We start from the raw sequence: 17,589 nt of genomic DNA, 5'->3' as shown, positions 1-17,589 counted from the left end.
GCTGTGGAAGCACTTTCAAATTTTGGAGCGGGAAACGAGACTCGAACTCGCGACCCCGACCTTGGCAAGGTCGTGCTCTACCAACTGAGCTATTCCCGCAAATCTGCACTGCTTTTGTTGCTGTCGTAACGTGTAATTCTCTGTCGTTACGGGAGGCGCATTATACGAGAAATCCTTTTAGCTGCAACCCCCCTTAAAGCGATTTTTTCGAAATTCAGTTCAAATGCTTATTTAATCGGCAAGCTGCACAATTTAACGACAAAAACCCGGCCACGCAAGGCGCCGGATCTCAAAATCACAGCTTAATAAAGTTTTCGCGGTAGTAAGAAAGCTCCGCCACGGACTCTCGGATATCGTCCATTGCCTGATGCGTCCCCTGCTTTTTAAAGCCGTCGAGAATTTCAGGCTTCCAGCGACGCGCCAGCTCTTTCAGCGTGCTGACGTCCAGATAACGGTAGTGGAAGTAAGACTCGAGCTCCGGCATGTACTTAAACAGGAAACGGCGATCCTGGCCGATGCTATTCCCACAAATAGGTGATTTGCCCGCCGGAACCCACTGTTTCAGGAAATCAAGCGTCGCCAGCTCCGCCTCACGGTCACCCATGGTGCTCGCCTTCACGCGCTCCACCAGGCCACTGCCGGTGTGGGTACGCACGTTCCACTCGTCCATCAACGCCAGCTGGTCATCAGACTGATGCACCGCAATCGTAGGCCCTTCCGCCAGGATATTCAGGTTGGCGTCCGTCACCAGGGTTGCAATTTCAATGATGCGATCGCGCTCGGGATCCAGCCCGGTCATTTCGAGATCGATCCAAATCAGGTTGTTTTCATCCGCGCTCATGTTATTTTCCACCCTTCTCGCATAACCGGCAGTAGCAGGTTAACTAGTATTAATTAGAGTGTATCATAGAGGTTTTGCCCCCTACGGGCGACCAGGAGCCAGTGCGATTGAGTAAAAATAAACTCTCCAAAGGGCAGCAGCGCCGCGTGAATGCCAATCACCAGCGCCGTCTTAAAACCACTGCGGAGAAGGTCGATTACGACGACAACCTGTTTGGCGACCCAACGGAAGGCGTAGTCATCAGCCGTTTCGGTATGCACGCTGACGTGGAATCCGCCGATGGTGCGATTCACCGCTGCAACATCCGCCGGACCATTCGTTCTTTGGTGACCGGCGACCGCGTCGTCTGGCGACCGGGTAAAGAGGCGGCGGAAGGCGTAACGGTAAAAGGTATCGTTGAAGCGGTCCATGAGCGTACGTCCGTGTTAACCCGTCCCGATTTCTACGACGGGGTCAAACCGATTGCCGCCAACATTAACCAGATTGTTATCGTATCGGCGATTTTGCCCGAACTGTCACTCAATATTATCGACCGATACCTCGTCGCCTGCGAAACGCTGCAGGTTGAACCGATCATCGTGCTAAACAAAATCGATCTGCTGGACGACGACGGGATGGCCTTCGTCAATGAGCAGATGGATATCTATCGCAAAATTGGTTATCGCGTGCTGATGGTCTCCAGCCACACCAAAGATGGTCTTAAACCGCTGGAAGAGGCGCTTACCGACCGCATCAGTATCTTTGCGGGCCAGTCCGGCGTAGGTAAATCAAGCCTGCTGAACAACCTGCTTGGCCTCAAGCAAGAGATCCTGACCAACGATGTCTCTGATGTCTCGGGTCTGGGCCAGCACACCACCACCGCGTCACGCCTGTACCACTTCCCGCACGGCGGCGACGTGATCGACTCCCCAGGGGTGCGTGAGTTCGGTTTGTGGCACCTTGAGCCGGAACAAATCTTTAACGGATTTGTCGAATTCCATGATTATTTAGGCGCTTGTAAATACCGCGACTGTAAACACGATAACGACCCAGGCTGCGCTATCCGTGAAGCGGTTGAGAAAGGCGAGATCGCGGAAACCCGCTTCGAGAATTACCACCGTATTCTTGAGAGCATGGAAGACGTAAAAACGCGTAAAAACTTTTCTGATTCTGATAACTGACAACTAAGCTAAGCATCGCTAAAATCGTCCCCCTTTTTCAGGTTCCGGCGGCTTAACGCCGGATCAGGAACGACAAAACAATGGCCTGGAGGCTACCTTGTTAAACGCATTTAAACTTTCGCTTCAATACATTCTGCCAAAACTGTGGCTCACTCGCCTGGCGGGCTGGGGCGCGAGCAAACGCGCAGGCTGGCTGACCAAACTGGTCATCGATCTTTTCGTAAAATATTACAAGGTCGACATGAAAGAGGCGCAGAAGCCGGATACCGCCAGCTACCGCACCTTCAACGAGTTCTTCGTGCGCCCGCTGCGCGACGAAGTGCGCCCACTGAACACCGATCCTAACGTCCTGGTGATGCCAGCAGACGGCGTGATCAGCCAGTTGGGTAACATCGAAGACGACAAAATCCTGCAGGCGAAGGGCCATAACTACAGTCTGGAAGCGCTGCTGGCAGGTAACTACCTGATGGCGGATCTGTTCCGCAACGGTACGTTTGCCACCACCTATCTGTCACCGCGCGACTATCACCGCGTGCACATGCCGTGTAACGGTATCCTGCGTGAAATGATTTATGTCCCGGGCGACCTGTTCTCCGTCAATCACCTGACCGCGCAGAACGTGCCGAACCTGTTTGCCCGTAACGAGCGCGTCATCTGTCTGTTCGATACTGAATTTGGCCCTATGGCACAGATTCTGGTGGGTGCAACCATCGTAGGCAGCATTGAAACCGTCTGGGCCGGCACCATCACCCCACCGCGCGAAGGCGTGATCAAACGCTGGACCTGGCCTGCCGGTGAAGCGGAAGGCTCTGTGGCCCTGCTGAAAGGTCAGGAGATGGGGCGCTTTAAGCTGGGCTCCACCGTGATTAACCTGTTTGCGCCGGGCAAAGTGAAGCTGGCTGAACAGCTTGAAAGCCTGTCGGTTACCAAACTGGGTCAGCCGCTGGCGGTCTCAACCGAAACCTTCGTGACGCCGGAAGCAGAACCTGCTCCGCTGTCACAGGAAGAGATCAACGCCGAGCACGACGCCAGCCCGCTGGTTGACGACAAAAAAGACGAAGGCTAACAACAGAAGGATCGCTGACGTGCGCCCGATTATCGTTCTACTGATGGCCTGGTGCCTCAGCATGGGGGCGTACGCAGCGACAGCCCCCGACGCCAAACAGATAACCCAGGAACTGGAGCAGGCAAAAGCCGCCAAACCCGCTCAGCCAGAGACCGTCGAGTCGCTCCAGGCTGCCCTGAACGCGCTTGAGGAGCGGAAAGGCTCTCTTGAGCGCGCTCAGCAGTATCAGCAGGTTATCGACAACTTCCCAAAACTCTCGCAGACGCTACGCTCGCAGCTCAATAATTTTCGTGACGAACCGCGCGATGTGCCCGCAGGAATGACCTCCGACGCGCTGAACCAGGAGATCCTGCAGGTCAGCAGCCAGCTTCTGGAAAAGAGCCGCCTTGCTCAGCAGGAGCAGGAGCGCGCGCGCGAAATTGCCGACTCCCTCAGCCAGCTTCCGCAGCAGCAAACCGACGCCCGTCGCCAGCTAAATGAAGTTGAGCGCCGCGTGGGCACGCAAAGCGGCAATACGCCACAGGCTCAGGCCCAAAATCTGGGCCTGCAGGCAGAATCGGCTCGCCTGAAGGCCCTTGTCGATGAGCTTGAGCTGGCGCAGCTTTCCGCCAATAACCGCCAGGAGCTGTCGCGGATGCGCTCTGAACTCGCTCAGAAGCAGAGCGAGCAACTGGATGCGTATCTCCAGGCCCTGCGCAATCAGCTCAACAGTCAGCGTCAACGCGAGGCGGAGCGCGCGCTGGAAAGTACCGAACTGCTTGCAGAAAACAGCGATAACTTGCCTGCCGGCATCGTCGAACAGTTTAAGGTCAACCGCGAGCTTTCTGCCGCGCTGAATCAGCAGGCGCAGCGTATGGATCTGGTTGCCTCGCAGCAGCGTCAGGCCACCAATCAAACCCTTCAGGTTCGCCAGGCGCTCAACACCCTGCGCGAGCAGTCCCAGTGGCTCGGGTCATCAAACCTGCTGGGAGAAGCGTTACGCGCCCAGGTCGCGCGCCTGCCGGAAATGCCGAAGCCGCAACAGCTGGATACCGAGATGGCCCAGCTGCGCGTTCAGCGACTGCACTTTGAAGATCTCCTTAATAAACAGCCGCAAATCCGCCAGATCCGTCAGGCTGACGGACAGCCCCTGACCAGCGAGCAAAACCGTATTCTGGAAGCCCAGCTGCGTACCCAGCGTGAACTGCTGAACTCTCTGCTCCAGGGTGGGGATACGCTGATTCTGGAGCTGACCAAGCTAAAAGTCTCCAATAGCCAGCTGGAAGATGCGCTGAAAGAGGTGAACGAGGCGACGCACCGTTATCTCTTCTGGACGTCCGACGTGCGGCCGATGACCTTCTCGTGGCCGATTGAGATAGTCCAGGACCTGCGCCGCCTGATTTCGCTGGACACCTTCAGCCAGCTGGGACAGGCCAGCGTGATGATGTTCACCAGCAAAGAGACCATTTTCCCACTGCTGGGGGCGTTGATTCTGGTGGGCTTCAGCATTTACTCGCGCAGACATTTCACTCGCTTCCTGGAGCGTTCCAGCTCCAGGGTTGGGAAAGTCACCCAGGATCACTTCTGGCTAACATTGCGCACCGTATTCTGGTCGATTCTTGTCGCCTCCCCGCTGCCGGTGCTGTGGATGACGCTGGGGTATGGCCTGCGGGAAGCCTGGCCCTATCCGCTCGCGGTCGCGATTGGCGATGGCGTCACCGCCACGGTGCCGCTGCTGTGGGTGGTCATGATTTGTGCCACCTTCGCGCGCCCCAACGGCCTGTTTATCACCCACTTTGGCTGGCCGCGTAATCGCGTTGCGCGCGCCATGCGTTACTATCTGATGAGCATCGGGCTGATTGTGCCGCTGATTATGGCGCTGATCATGTTCGATAATCTCAACGACCGGGAATTCTCAGGCTCGCTGGGCCGTCTCTGCTTTATGCTGATATGCGGGGCGCTGGCCATCGTCACGCTCAGCCTGAAACGCGCGGGTATTCCGCTCTATCTCGATAAATCCGGCAGCGGCGAAAACATGTTCAACCGTCTGCTCTGGAACCTGCTGCTTAGCGCGCCGCTGTTTGCAATGCTGGCAGCTGCGGTGGGCTATCTGGCAACGGCCCAGGCGCTGCTGGCAAGGCTGGAAACCTCGGTGGCCATCTGGTTCCTGCTTCTGGTGGTGTACCACGTGATCCGCCGCTGGATGCTGATCCAGCGCCGCCGTCTGGCCTTTGACCGTGCCAAGCATCGCCGGGCGGAGATCCTCGCCCAGCGCGCGCGCGGTGAGGAAGAGCCAAACCACGTCAACAGTACGGAAGGCACGACGGAGGCGGACGAGGTCGAACTGGATCTGGATGCCATCAGCACCCAGTCCCTGCGTCTGGTTCGCTCCATCCTGATGCTGATTGCCCTCCTGTCGGTCATATTCCTGTGGTCAGAGATCCACTCCGCATTTGGTTTCCTGGAGAACATCTCTCTGTGGGACGTGACGTCCACGGTGCAGGGTGTTGAAAGCCTGGAGCCGATCACCTTAGGCGCGGTGCTGATTGCCATTCTGGTGCTGATCATTACCACGCAGCTGGTGCGTAACTTCCCGGCGCTGCTGGAGCTGGCGCTGCTGCAGCATCTGGATTTAACGCCGGGGACGGGTTATGCGATTACGACTATAACCAAATATCTGATCATGCTGTTTGGCGGACTGGTTGGCTTCTCAATGATCGGTATTGAGTGGTCGAAGCTGCAGTGGCTGGTGGCGGCCCTTGGTGTAGGGTTAGGTTTTGGTTTACAGGAGATTTTCGCCAACTTCATCTCTGGCCTGATCATTCTGTTCGAAAAACCGATCCGTATTGGCGATACCGTCACGATTCGCGATCTGACCGGCAGCATCACGAAGATCAACACCCGCGCGACAACGATCAGCGACTGGGATCGCAAAGAGATCATCGTACCGAATAAGGCGTTTATTACCGAGCAGTTCATCAACTGGTCGCTGTCAGACTCCGTTACCCGTGTAGTGCTGACGGTACCGGCGCCATCGGACGCTAACAGCGAAGAGGTCACCCAGATCCTCTACACAGCCGCAGAGCGCTGCTCGCTGGTGATCGATAACCCGGCACCGGAAGTGTTCCTGGTGGATTTACAGCAGGGGATCCAGATTTTCGAGCTGCGTATCTACGCCGCCGAAATGGGCCACCGTATGCCGCTGCGCCATGAGATCCACCAGCTGATTCTGGCAGGCTTCCGCGAGCACGGTATTGATATGCCGTTCCCACCGTTCCAGATGCGTCTGGAAAGCCTGGACGGGCGTAAAACGGGAAGAACGTTGACGTCAGCGGCGCGTACGCGCCCGGCGGGGAGTTTGTAAGATAAGCAGGGCGACCCTCTCCCACGGGAGAGGGTTAACTGCCGTCAGGCGCGATCTACGGTAAATGCAATCACATCGCCAAGCTGCTCTGCGCCCAGGGCCAGCATCACCAGACGATCCACACCCAGCGCCACGCCGGAGCAATCCGGCAGACCCGCTTTTAAGGCTTCAAGCAAATTAACATCAATAGGCTGCTGCGGCAGACCGCGCGCGGCGCGCTTGCGGTTATCCTGCTCGAAGCGCTGCTGCTGCTCGCGGGCATCAGTCAGTTCGTGGAAGCCGTTCGCCAGTTCGATGCCTTTGTAATAGACCTCAAAACGCTCTGCGACACGATGATCTTCGGTACTGATCTGCGCGAGTGAAGCCTGGCTTGCCGGGAAGTGATAGACAAACGTCGGACGGTCTTTGCCAATCTGCGGTTCTACGCCGAAGGTGAACAGCAGCTGCAGCAGCGTGTCGCGATCCTCTTCGGTATCCGCCACGTTGCTCAGATCCAGCTTTGCCGCTACTTCACGCAGTTGGGTTTTATCCGCCGACAGCGGATCGATTTCCAGATGGCGTTGGAAAGCCTGCTGATAGGAGAGCGTTTCGGCTTCTGAACAGTCCAGCACCTGCTGGAGCAGATCGTCTACCTCATTCATCAGGCGGTACATATCATAATGCGGGCGGTACCACTCCAGCATGGTGAATTCCGGGTTGTGGTGACGACCCATCTCTTCATTACGGAAACTGCGGCACAGCTGATACACCGGGCCACATCCCGCTGCCAGCAGGCGTTTCATGTGATATTCCGGGCTGGTCATCAGGTACAAATTCATCCCCTGAGAGTGGCCGGGGCCAACAAAACGGGTTTCAAACGGGACCAGATGAATATCCGTTACCGTTGCCTGACTCATGCACGGCGTTTCCACCTCAAGGACTCCGCGGTCGGCAAAGAAACGGCGGATCTCCGCCATAATTGCAGCGCGTTTTAACAGATTAGGGATGGATGCGCTCGGCTGCCAGGTGGCCGTTTCGCTCATGAGTTGTTCTCCGATTTCAGACAAGGGCACGAAGTCTACTCGTTAGCAGGGGCAGAGACAAATTTTGCGCAGTAAAAAAGTGCATTTCATTTAGGTGAACTTTTTCGTGACGTATTTCATCAATCTTCATGATAAATCGCCGTACAGAACAGCAAAAAAATCGAACACGTCAAATTTCCCTGACATCTACACGGTTATACTGTTTTACCCATAAAGGAGCAGTGGAAACGCTTTCGCAATCGTCCTTTTGGACGGGTGAACTACCTTTAGTTTGTCGCGTTGCGAAATAACAAAAATCTGGAGGAATGTCGTGCAAACTTTTCAAGCCGATCTTGCCGTAATAGGCGCTGGCGGGGCTGGATTACGTGCTGCGATTGCTGCAGCACAAGCTAATCCCAACGCTAAAATCGCATTGATTTCAAAAGTCTATCCAATGCGTAGTCACACTGTGGCAGCAGAAGGAGGATCCGCCGCCGTTGCGCAGGATCATGACAGCTTTGAATACCATTTCCACGACACGGTTGCAGGGGGCGACTGGCTTTGCGAACAGGATGTCGTTGACTACTTTGTGCATCATTGTCCAACGGAAATGACCCAGCTTGAACAGTGGGGATGTCCGTGGAGCCGCCGTCCGGACGGCAGCGTCAACGTTCGCCGCTTTGGCGGAATGAAGATTGAACGCACCTGGTTCGCCGCTGATAAAACCGGCTTCCACATGCTGCACACCCTGTTCCAGACCTCCCTTCAGTTCCCACAAATTCAACGCTTCGATGAACATTTCGTCCTCGACATTCTGGTTGATGACGGACACGCGCGCGGCCTGGTGGCGATGAATATGATGGAAGGCACGCTTGTCCAGATCCGCGCCAACGCGGTAGTGATGGCGACGGGCGGTGCGGGTCGCGTTTATCGTTATAACACCAACGGCGGCATCGTCACCGGTGACGGCATGGGCATGGCGCTCAGCCATGGCGTACCCCTGCGCGATATGGAGTTCGTCCAGTATCACCCAACCGGCCTGCCAGGCTCTGGCATTCTGATGACGGAAGGCTGCCGCGGTGAAGGCGGTATTCTGGTCAACAAAAACGGCTACCGTTATCTGCAGGATTACGGCATGGGCCCGGAAACCCCGCTCGGCGAGCCGAAGAACAAATACATGGAACTCGGCCCGCGCGACAAAGTCTCCCAGGCCTTCTGGCACGAGTGGCGCAAAGGCAACACTATCTCCACGCCGCGCGGCGACGTCGTTCACCTCGACTTGCGTCATCTGGGCGAGAAGAAACTGCTGGAACGTCTTCCGTTCATCTGCGAACTGGCAAAAGCCTACGTTGGCGTCGACCCGGTGAAAGAGCCGATTCCGGTGCGTCCAACGGCGCACTACACCATGGGCGGGATCGAAACCGACCAGCAGTGTGAAACCCGAATTAAAGGCCTGTTCGCCGTCGGCGAGTGTTCCTCTGTGGGCCTGCACGGCGCCAACCGTCTGGGGTCTAACTCGCTGGCAGAGCTGGTGGTCTTTGGCCGCATGGCGGGCGAGCGCGCGATGGAGCGGGCGGCTACAGCAGGCGAAGCCAACGGTGCCGCACTGGATGCGCAGGTTACAGACGTTGAAAAACGCCTGAAAGATCTGGTGAACCAGGAGGGTAACGAGAACTGGTCTAAGATCCGCGACGAGATGGGCCTGTCGATGGAAGAAGGCTGCGGTATCTACCGTACGCCAGAGCTGATGCAAAAAACCGTCGACAAGCTGGCGGAACTGCAGGAGCGCTTCAAGCGCGTGCGCATCACCGATACCTCCAGCGTATTCAACACCGACCTGCTCTACACTATTGAGCTGGGCCACGGTCTGAACGTAGCGGAATGTATGGCGCACTCTGCGCTGGCGCGTAAAGAGTCACGTGGAGCCCACCAGCGTCTGGACGAAGGCTGCACCGAACGTGACGACGTCAATTTCCTGAAACACACTCTCGCCTGGCGCGATGCGGATGGCACCACACGTCTGGACTACAGCGACGTGAAAATCACCACGCTGCCGCCGGCTAAACGCGTGTACGGTGCAGAAGCAGAAGCCGCCGAGAAGAAGGAGAAGGCGAATGGCTGAGATGCAAAAAATGAAGGTTGAAGTGGTGCGCTACAACCCGGAAGTGGACGCCGCACCGCACAGCGCGTTCTATGAAGTCCCTTACGACGAGCAAACCTCCCTGCTGGACGCGCTCGGCTATATCAAAGACAACCTGGCGCCAGACCTGAGCTACCGCTGGTCCTGCCGCATGGCAATCTGCGGATCCTGCGGCATGATGGTCAACAAAGTGCCGAAGCTGGCCTGTAAGACCTTCCTGCGCGAATACACCAAGGGCATTAAGGTCGAAGCGCTGGGCAACTTCCCGATTGAACGCGATCTGGTGGTCGATATGACCCACTTTATCGAAAGCCTGGAAGCCATTAAGCCGTACATCATTGGCAACCCGCGCACGCCGGATCAGGGGCCAAACACCCAGACGCCAGCGCAGATGGCGAAATACCATCAGTTCTCCGGATGCATCAACTGCGGCCTGTGCTACGCCGCCTGTCCACAGTTTGGCCTGAACAAGGAGTTCATCGGCCCGGCCGCCATTACCCTGGCGCACCGCTATAACGAGGACAGCCGCGATCACGGCAAAAAAGAACGCATGGCGCAGCTTAACAGCCAGAACGGCGTCTGGAGCTGTACCTTTGTGGGTTATTGCTCCGAAGTCTGTCCGAAGCACGTCGACCCGGCCGCCGCAATTCAGCAGGGTAAAGTGGAAAGCTCGAAAGACTTTCTTATCGCTACCCTGAAACCACGCTAAGGAGTGCATGATGACGACTAAACGCAAAGCCTACGTGCGGCCTGTGCCGTCAACCTGGTGGAAAAATCTGCCGTTTTATCGCTTCTACATGCTGCGTGAAGGCACGGCGGTACCGGCGGTCTGGTTCAGCCTTGAGCTGATGTACGGCGTTTTTGCCCTCAAGCATGGCCCGGAAGCCTGGGCCAGCTTCGTCGGTTTCCTGCAAAACCCGATCATTGTTGTTCTGAACCTGATCGTGCTCGCGGCCGCGCTGCTTCATACCAAAACCTGGTTTGAGCTGGCGCCAAAAGCGGCGAACATCATCGTAAAAGACGAGAAAATGGGGCCAGAGCCGGTGATTAAAGGGCTCTGGGCAGTGACGATTCTGGTCACTGTGGTCATTCTGTTTGTCGCACTGTTCTGGTAAGGAGACTACTGTGATCAATCCAAATCCAAAACGTTCTGACGAGCCGGTCTTCTGGGGTCTGTTTGGCGCAGGCGGCATGTGGGGTGCCATCATCGCCCCCGTCATTATACTGCTGGTCGGCATTATGCTGCCGCTGGGGCTCTTCCCGGGAGATGCGTTGAGCTACGAACGCGTACTGGCGTTCGCGAGCAGCTTTATCGGCCGCGTGTTCATCTTCCTGATGATCGTCCTGCCGCTGTGGTGTGGCCTGCACCGTATTCACCATGCGATGCATGACCTGAAAATCCATGTCCCGAGCGGGAAATGGGTGTTCTACGGTCTGGCGACCATCCTGACCGTGGTAACGCTGATTGCCGTGGTCACCATCTGACGCTTCAGGCCCGCCATCCGGCGGGCCTTTATTTCTGCATCTTCCCCACCAGCCACTGGGCAAACTCGCGCATTGCGGGGGTTTCTGCCCGTGACTGTAGTCTTGTCAGCCAGTAGCTGCCGAGGTCAATCTGCGTTGCAAACGGCTGCACGATGCGCTCGCTGCTGAGTAACTGGGTAAACATATCGACAGGCGCAATGGCAATCCCTGTGCCTGCCTGCGCGGCTTCCAGCATGGTGACGGACGAATCAAATACCATTACCCGGTGCGTCGGTGAAGGCGGGTTTTCTCCCGCAGCCCGCATCCAGGCGGTCCACTCGTCGCGCCGGTAAGAGCGCAGGAGGGTAAACTTCAGGACATCTGCAGGGGTGTGCAACGCGGCAGCAATGTCAGGCGTGCAAAGCGGCGCAAGCGGTGCGGGGCAAAGAAACGTCGCTTCCGTGCCGTGCCACGCCCCGCCGCCATAACGAATGGCGTAATCAAGTCCTTCAGCCGCCGGATCGACACGGTTGTTATGGGTGGAAAGCTGAAGATCAATATGCGGATAGCAGCGGCGGAAGTCCGCGAGCTGCGAGAATAACACCCCCGTCGCAAATGTCCCGACCACGCCAATTTTGAGCTTCTCCTGCGCGCGCTGGCTGGCAAAGCGATCCAGCATTCCGGCGATACGATCGAACGAGTCATTCAGCACCGGCAGCAAATTCTCGCCTTCGGTAGTCAACATCAGCCCTCGCGAAACGCGAACGAAAAGCTGGCAGTTAAGGTGCTGCTCCAGCGCCTTTACGTGCTGGCTAATCGCGGAATGGGTGACATTCAGCTCAATAGCGGCATGCGTAAAACTGAGGTGCCTGGCGGCTGCTTCAAACGCCCGCAGGGAGTTCAGAGGAAGATAGCTGCGCGTCATGGTCTCGTCCGTTAGAAAAATTAACAGCTCATGCTAAATTTAACCGTTTGTCAGCCATAGTCAAATCCAACAGACTACAGCGGTCTGACGGGCCCGGACACTCCCTTGAACTGCTATTACGGAAGATAACTGATGATGACAAAATCCCTAAGCTGTGCCCTGCTGCTCAGCGTTGCCAGCTCTGCATTCGCCGCACCGATGTCCGAAAAACAGCTGGCTGAGGTGGTGGAACGTACCGTTACGCCGCTGATGAAAGCGCAGGCCATCCCGGGCATGGCGGTGGCGGTGATTTATCAGGGTCAGCCGCACTACTTTACCTTCGGTAAAGCCGATGTTGCGGCAAACAAAGCTGTCACCCCACAAACCTTGTTCGAACTGGGTTCTATAAGTAAAACCTTCACCGGCGTACTGGGTGGCGATGCCATTGCTCGCGGTGAAATATCGCTCGGCGATCCGGTGACAAAATACTGGCCTGAACTGACGGGCAAGCAGTGGCAGGGCATTCGCATGCTGGAGCTGGCAACCTATACCGCAGGCGGTCTGCCGTTACAGGTACCGGATGAGGTCACGGATAACGCCTCTCTGCTGCGCTTTTATCAAAACTGGCAGCCGCAGTGGAAGCCGGGCACCACGCGTCTTTACGCCAATGCCAGCATCGGTCTTTTTGGCGCGCTGGCGGTTAAACCTTCCGGCATGAGCTATGAGCAGGCCATGACGACGCGGGTCTTTAAGCCGCTCAAGCTGGACAATACCTGGATTAACGTTCCGAAAACGGAAGAGGCGCATTACGCCTGGGGATACCGCGACGGTAAAGCGGTCCACGTTTCGCCAGGAATGCTGGATGCAGAAGCCTATGGCGTAAAAACCAACGTGCAGGATATGGCAAGCTGGGTGATGGTCAACATGAAGCCGGACTCGCTTCAGGATAGTTCACTCAGGAAAGGCATTGCCCTGGCGCAGTCTCGCTACTGGCGCGTGGGGGCCATGTATCAAGGGTTAGGTTGGGAAATGCTTAACTGGCCGGTCGATGCCAAAACCGTGGTTAAAGGTAGCGACAATAAGGTAGCGCTGGCACCGCTGACCGCGAGAGAAGTGAATCCGCCGGCACCGCCGGTCAACGCGTCCTGGGTCCATAAAACAGGCTCAACCGGCGGGTTTGGCAGCTACGTGGCATTTATTCCTGAAAAACAGCTCGGCATTGTGATGCTGGCGAATAAAAGCTATCCGAACCCTGCCCGCGTTGAGGCGGCATACCGTATCCTCGACGCGCTGCAGTAAAACATTGCCGGGTGGCGCTGCGCTTACCCGGCGAAACACACCGCACAAAAACCACATTTTCCTTGCCGTCATCTACACTTAACAAAAAACAGTAAGGAAACTCCTATGCGCATTCTGCCTGTTATCGCCGCGGTGACAACCGCGTTTTTAGTGGTTGCCTGCAGTTCCCCTACCCCACCGCCTGGCGTTACCGTCGTCACGCCTTTTGATGCACAACGCTTCCTTGGTACATGGTATGAAATCGCGCGCCTCGACCACCGGTTTGAGCAGGGCTTAGAGAAGGTCACTGCAAATTATAGCCCGATGGATGATGGTGGTATTCAGGTGATCAACCGGGGCTATAATCCCGATCGGGAGATGTGGCAGCAGTCGATTGGGAAAGCATACTTCACGGGCGACCCGCGACGGGCCGCGCTAAAAGTCTCTTTCTTTGGCCCGTTTTATGGTGGCTATAACGTGATCGCGCTCGACAGAGAGTACCGTCACGCGCTGGTCTGCGGGCCGGATCGCGACTATCTGTGGATACTTTCCCGCACGCCAACTATTTCGTCAGAAATGAAACAGCAGATGCTGGACGTCGCGACCCGGCAAGGGTTTGATGTGTCAAAACTGATCTGGGTAAAACAACCCCATTAATGGGTGCTGAGCTTAAGCCCAATGATCCCCGCTACAATCAAGGCGAGGCTGGCGATACGCGCCAGACTCGCTGACTCTCCCAGTAGCAGAATGCCGGTGATGGCGGCCCCCACCGCACCAATGCCCGTCCAGACGGCATAAGCCGTTCCCACAGGCAGCGAGCGCATCGCCCAGGATAACAGGACAATACTCACGATCATCGCGGTTACGGTAATAACGCTGGGCGTCAGACGGGTAAATCCATGGGTGTACTTGAGACCAATCGCCCACACCACTTCGAGCAGACCGGCAATAAAAAGAATGATCCAGGACATTTCAGGCTCCTTAACTTAATAGAAGTTGGGGCCGTCCCCGGTGAAAGAAACGCTTACGGGTCGTCCCGTAAGGCAGAGATTACGCCCCATATTTTGGTTAGCGTGCTATTTTTTTTCAATCTTTTTTTGCTGAACACGTTAAGGCAAGAAATAGCCGCAGTATGGCGCGTAGTTCCGGCATTTAGCACTCATCCGACTTCTCTATGATGATGTGCTTTCTGATGGCAGGAAGCCAAACCACTAGCCGACTGCGAATATAATATGTTCAAAATTCTCTTGATTGACCGTTGTCACTTCACCCGCACGGGGTTTGAAGCATGGCTCAATCATTCCGGTTTGTTCCCGGGACACTACGTTGTGACCGGGCTGAATAATCTGTTCCTTGCCAGGGAGCACATTCTGCAATGGAAACCCACGCTGGTTATCGCCGATCTGTACGGCTTCAGGCAGGATATTCATCATTTTCAGCAGCTCTCGTCCTTGCTCAACGCCAGTGAACGCTTACCGTTTATTTTGTTGCAATCGGGAGAGGACAACGGCATGACCGACTGGCTCGGACAGTTCCCGGTCTGGTCGTCGCTGTTGAAAAACGCCAGTCTCGAAGAAGTGGCAACGACTATAAACGACGCATTAACCTCGCGCTCATGCGCTGAAAGGCCCACGGCAGCCGCCCCGTTGCTGACCCGGCAGGAAGAGAAAGTGCTGACATTGTGGATGGACGGCGCGAGCAATCAAAAGATTGCTGCTCACCTGAGTATCAACGGAAAAACGGTCTATACCTATAAACGTAATATCCGCATGAAATTGCATATGGATACGCGTTTTTCTCCGTTCTTATCCCTGCAGGAATCAAAAAGCTGACGGTACGAAACGGCTGGTCTCGTACCGTGTGTTAATTACTGCTGAGCTTTAGTTGCCGCACCAGAGATTGCGCTACCACCTTCAGAAATATCCTGACCAACGCCACGCGTGGTATTACAGGCTGTTAATACTGAAGAAAGTACCAGGACTGAAAAGATCGCTGCAATTGTCTTCTTAACCATAATATCTTCCTTTTATAGCCAAAGTTGTTTTGTGTATAGCAACTTAAGGATAGACAAGATCCCGCCGGATGATGGAAAAGGAAGCCTTTTTAGGAAAATTAGACGAACTTAGCTGGCGGCGTGAGAAATAATATGACCGAGATCCTGGATATCTTGTCCCATTCCACGCGTGGTGTTACAGCCGGAAAGCAATGCACTGGAAAGTGCTAACAGAAGCAGAATTTTAACGGTACGTTTCATCATCCCTGCCTGCAAAAATCAGGCGCAGCGGGCGCTGCGCCTTCAATCATGACGTAAATTACTTCACGCGGGACACGTATTCGCCGGAGCGGGTATCCACTTTGATCACTTCGCCAGTCTGTACGAACAGTGGAACTTTAACCACTGCGCCGGTAGACAGTTTGGCTGGTTTACCGCCGGTACCTGCGGTATCACCTTTCAGACCTGGATCGGTTTCAACGATTTCCAGTTCTACGAAGTTTGGTGGGGTCACAGCGATAGGCTGACCGTTCCACAGGGTTACGATGCACTCAGCCTGGTCCAGCAGCCATTTAGCGCTATCACCTACCGCTTTCTCATCAGCAGACAGCTGTTCGAAAGTGGAGTTGTTCATGAAATGCCAGAACTCGCCATCGTTGTACAGATAGGTCAGGTTCATATCAACAACATCAGCGCCTTCAGCGGAGTCAGTAGACTTGAAGGTTTTCTCAACACGGGTACCGGTCAGCAGACGGCGCAGCTTAACGCGTGCGAATGCCTGGCCTTTACCTGGTTTAACGAATTCGCTGGCTTCAACCGCGTACGGTTCGCCGTCCATCATGATTTTAAGACCAGCACGAAAATCGTTGCTATAGTACGTTGCCATAAGGCCCTCTAAATTTGTTAACTGGTAGCTAAGCCACAAAATGGCGCATATTGTAACCCTAAACACCCCGTCCAGAGAAGATTGGTTATCGCAACTTGCCGATGTAATCACCAGTCCTGATGAATTGCTGCGTCTTTTAGACCTCGATCAGCACCCAGAGTTGCTTGCCGGCCGCGAGGCAAAGCGCCTTTTCGCCCTGCGCGTTCCCCGTGCGTTTGTGGCGCGGATGGAGAAAGGCAACCCCGACGATCCGCTATTAAAACAAACGCTTACTTCGCAGGATGAGTTTATCACCGCGCCGGGATACAGCACCGATCCGCTGGAAGAGCAGAACAGCGTGGTGCCTGGTTTACTGCACAAATATCTCAACCGTGCCCTGCTGCTGGTAAAGGGCGGCTGCGCGGTAAATTGTCGTTATTGCTTCCGTCGGCACTTCCCGTATGCCGAAAACCAGGGCAATAAACGCAACTGGCAGGTCGCGCTGGACTATATTGCCGCCCATTCAGAGCTGGATGAGATTATTTTTTCCGGAGGCGATCCGCTGATGGCAAAAGATCACGAGCTGGACTGGCTGCTGACACAGCTGGAAGCCATCCCGCACATTAAACGTCTGCGCATTCATAGCCGTTTGCCGATTGTTATTCCCGCGCGGATCACCGACGGACTGGTGTCACGCCTGGAGCAGTCAAGATTGCAGGTGCTGCTGGTGAACCATATCAACCACGGGAACGAAATTGACGATGATTTTCGCGCGGCGATGGCGCGTCTGCGTAAAGCGGGCGTAACGCTGCTGAACCAGAGCGTGCTGCTGCGCGGCGTGAATGACAGCGCCCGCGTGCTGGCTGACCTGAGTAACGCCCTGTTTGATGCGGGCGTGATGCCCTATTACCTGCACGTGCTGGATCGCGTTCAGGGCGCGGCCCATTTCATGGTGACGGATGAAGAAGCCCGGCAGATTATGCGCGAACTGTTAACGCTGGTTTCAGGCTATATGGTGCCGAAGCTGGCACGGGAGATTGGCGGAGAGCCGAGCAAGACGCCGCTGGACTTGCAGCTGCGACAGCACTAGTTTCCCCTCACCCTAACCCTCTCCCACAGGGAGAGGGAAAAAGGCAATCAGTTCGGGCACTTGTAGACCTGGCCGTTCATCTGGCTGGCGGTCGGCACGAAGCTGGACAGCATACTCTGCGTTGGACTGCTCACGCCGTAAATCACGTTCCCGCCCATTGCCGCAGCCTGGTTACGCAGGGCATTCGCCGCACCGCGCATCGAGCCACCTTCTTCGCCATGCTGACCTGACATCCAGTTGCTTTGCTCACCGGTTGCCGTGCCTAACAGCTGGCATTCACTGCCAGGCTTATCTTCCACAAAGCGAACGCCCTGGCCCGCTGCCGACAGCTCATTGCTGGAGCTACAACCCGCCAGCAGCAATGCTGCCCCTACAATCCCTGCACAGACTTTTACGCGCATGTTATTCCTCGTTTTCAATAAGCTGGACAGTAGTTGTCCGTGT

19 protein-coding genes and 1 tRNA gene are annotated in these 17,589 nt (G+C 55.7%); 11 read left to right on the top strand and 9 right to left on the bottom strand.

Annotation, left to right across the window (positions count from 1 at the left end; translation table 11 throughout):
* Positions 1-23 precede the first annotated feature (23 nt).
* A tRNA-Gly gene (locus ACWYRJ_RS14365) sits at positions 24-99 on the bottom strand.
* A gap of 196 nt (positions 100-295) precedes the next feature.
* Positions 296-841, bottom strand: coding sequence for an oligoribonuclease (gene orn, locus ACWYRJ_RS14360; protein ID WP_455508140.1), 546 nt, complete (start codon positions 839-841; stop codon positions 296-298).
* Between the two features lie 107 nt (positions 842-948).
* Here orn and rsgA point away from each other — a divergent pair, with 107 nt between their 5' ends.
* From rsgA to mscM, 3 genes are all read left to right on the top strand, one after another.
* The gene (gene rsgA, locus ACWYRJ_RS14355; protein WP_455508139.1) at positions 949-2,001 is read left to right on the top strand and encodes a small ribosomal subunit biogenesis GTPase RsgA; all 1,053 of its coding nucleotides are present in this window, start codon (positions 949-951) and stop codon (positions 1,999-2,001) included.
* Positions 2,002-2,098: 97 nt separating this feature from the next.
* Entirely contained in the window at positions 2,099-3,067 is a 969-nt protein-coding gene (gene asd, locus ACWYRJ_RS14350) for an archaetidylserine decarboxylase (protein ID WP_115876634.1), read from the top strand.
* A 19-nt stretch (positions 3,068-3,086) separates the two neighbouring features.
* Positions 3,087-6,410 carry a miniconductance mechanosensitive channel MscM gene (mscM, locus tag ACWYRJ_RS14345; RefSeq protein ID WP_455508138.1) on the top strand — a complete coding sequence of 1,108 codons (3,324 nt, stop codon included), beginning with the start codon at positions 3,087-3,089 and terminating at the stop codon, positions 6,408-6,410.
* A gap of 44 nt (positions 6,411-6,454) precedes the next feature.
* Here mscM and epmA read toward each other — a convergent pair whose 3' ends face one another.
* Positions 6,455-7,432, bottom strand: coding sequence for an elongation factor P--(R)-beta-lysine ligase (gene epmA, locus ACWYRJ_RS14340; protein WP_024907345.1), 978 nt, complete (start codon positions 7,430-7,432; stop codon positions 6,455-6,457).
* Between the two features lie 310 nt (positions 7,433-7,742).
* Here epmA and frdA point away from each other — a divergent pair, with 310 nt between their 5' ends.
* Genes frdA through frdD form a run of 4 tightly spaced genes read left to right on the top strand, consistent with a single transcriptional unit; the run spans position 7,743 to position 11,036 of the window.
* Positions 7,743-9,533, top strand: coding sequence for a fumarate reductase (quinol) flavoprotein subunit (gene frdA, locus ACWYRJ_RS14335; RefSeq protein WP_133293620.1), 1,791 nt, complete (start codon positions 7,743-7,745; stop codon positions 9,531-9,533).
* Entirely contained in the window at positions 9,526-10,260 is a 735-nt protein-coding gene (locus ACWYRJ_RS14330; protein ID WP_023310124.1) for a succinate dehydrogenase/fumarate reductase iron-sulfur subunit, read from the top strand. The genes frdA and ACWYRJ_RS14330 overlap by 8 nt, the downstream gene beginning before the upstream one ends.
* A gap of 10 nt (positions 10,261-10,270) precedes the next feature.
* Positions 10,271-10,666 carry a fumarate reductase subunit FrdC gene (frdC, locus tag ACWYRJ_RS14325; RefSeq protein WP_111965403.1) on the top strand — a complete coding sequence of 132 codons (396 nt, stop codon included), beginning with the start codon at positions 10,271-10,273 and terminating at the stop codon, positions 10,664-10,666.
* A 10-nt stretch (positions 10,667-10,676) separates the two neighbouring features.
* The gene (gene frdD, locus ACWYRJ_RS14320; RefSeq protein ID WP_149367301.1) at positions 10,677-11,036 is read left to right on the top strand and encodes a fumarate reductase subunit FrdD; all 360 of its coding nucleotides are present in this window, start codon (positions 10,677-10,679) and stop codon (positions 11,034-11,036) included.
* A 28-nt stretch (positions 11,037-11,064) separates the two neighbouring features.
* Here frdD and ampR read toward each other — a convergent pair whose 3' ends face one another.
* Positions 11,065-11,940: a LysR family transcriptional regulator AmpR gene (gene ampR / locus ACWYRJ_RS14315; RefSeq protein ID WP_111965405.1), complete on the bottom strand. Its 876-nt coding sequence runs from the start codon at positions 11,938-11,940 to the stop codon at positions 11,065-11,067.
* 132 nt (positions 11,941-12,072) lie between these two features.
* Here ampR and blaACT point away from each other — a divergent pair, with 132 nt between their 5' ends.
* Complete coding sequence (blaACT, locus tag ACWYRJ_RS14310; protein WP_149367300.1) at positions 12,073-13,218, top strand: ACT family cephalosporin-hydrolyzing class C beta-lactamase; 1,146 nt, start codon at positions 12,073-12,075, stop codon at positions 13,216-13,218.
* A 105-nt stretch (positions 13,219-13,323) separates the two neighbouring features.
* Entirely contained in the window at positions 13,324-13,854 is a 531-nt protein-coding gene (locus ACWYRJ_RS14305) for a lipocalin family protein (protein WP_149367299.1), read from the top strand.
* Here the strand turns inward: ACWYRJ_RS14305 and sugE are convergent.
* Complete coding sequence (sugE, locus tag ACWYRJ_RS14300; RefSeq protein ID WP_006178944.1) at positions 13,851-14,168, bottom strand: quaternary ammonium compound efflux SMR transporter SugE; 318 nt, start codon at positions 14,166-14,168, stop codon at positions 13,851-13,853. The two genes, ACWYRJ_RS14305 and sugE, sit on opposite strands and share 4 nt — an antisense overlap.
* A gap of 261 nt (positions 14,169-14,429) precedes the next feature.
* On the opposite strand from sugE, the gene ACWYRJ_RS14295 reads away from it, so the two are divergent.
* Positions 14,430-15,029: a helix-turn-helix transcriptional regulator gene (locus ACWYRJ_RS14295; RefSeq protein ID WP_455508137.1), complete on the top strand. Its 600-nt coding sequence runs from the start codon at positions 14,430-14,432 to the stop codon at positions 15,027-15,029.
* 35 nt (positions 15,030-15,064) lie between these two features.
* Here ACWYRJ_RS14295 and ecnB read toward each other — a convergent pair whose 3' ends face one another.
* The 3 genes from ecnB to efp all read right to left on the bottom strand — a co-directional run bounded on the left by ecnB (position 15,065) and on the right by efp (position 16,076).
* A complete protein-coding gene (gene ecnB, locus ACWYRJ_RS14290) occupies positions 15,065-15,211 on the bottom strand; it encodes a lipoprotein toxin entericidin B (RefSeq protein ID WP_003025482.1) in 147 nt (48 codons plus the stop codon).
* 108 nt (positions 15,212-15,319) lie between these two features.
* Entirely contained in the window at positions 15,320-15,451 is a 132-nt protein-coding gene (locus tag ACWYRJ_RS14285) for an entericidin A/B family lipoprotein (protein ID WP_024907352.1), read from the bottom strand.
* Positions 15,452-15,509: 58 nt separating this feature from the next.
* The gene (gene efp, locus ACWYRJ_RS14280) at positions 15,510-16,076 is read right to left on the bottom strand and encodes an elongation factor P (protein WP_008502940.1); all 567 of its coding nucleotides are present in this window, start codon (positions 16,074-16,076) and stop codon (positions 15,510-15,512) included.
* 40 nt (positions 16,077-16,116) lie between these two features.
* On the opposite strand from efp, the gene epmB reads away from it, so the two are divergent.
* Positions 16,117-17,145 (top strand): EF-P beta-lysylation protein EpmB, encoded by a 1,029-nt coding sequence (gene epmB, locus ACWYRJ_RS14275; RefSeq protein WP_111965409.1) that lies wholly within the window; start codon positions 16,117-16,119, stop codon positions 17,143-17,145.
* Between the two features lie 47 nt (positions 17,146-17,192).
* On the opposite strand, the gene ACWYRJ_RS14270 is transcribed toward epmB, so the two are convergent.
* A complete protein-coding gene (locus ACWYRJ_RS14270) occupies positions 17,193-17,546 on the bottom strand; it encodes a DUF4156 domain-containing protein (RefSeq protein WP_023310115.1) in 354 nt (117 codons plus the stop codon).
* Between the last annotated feature and the right edge of the window lie 43 nt (positions 17,547-17,589).

This window comes from Enterobacter sp. (assembly GCF_977039595.1).
This window is presented reverse-complemented; position numbering and strand designations above follow the sequence as displayed.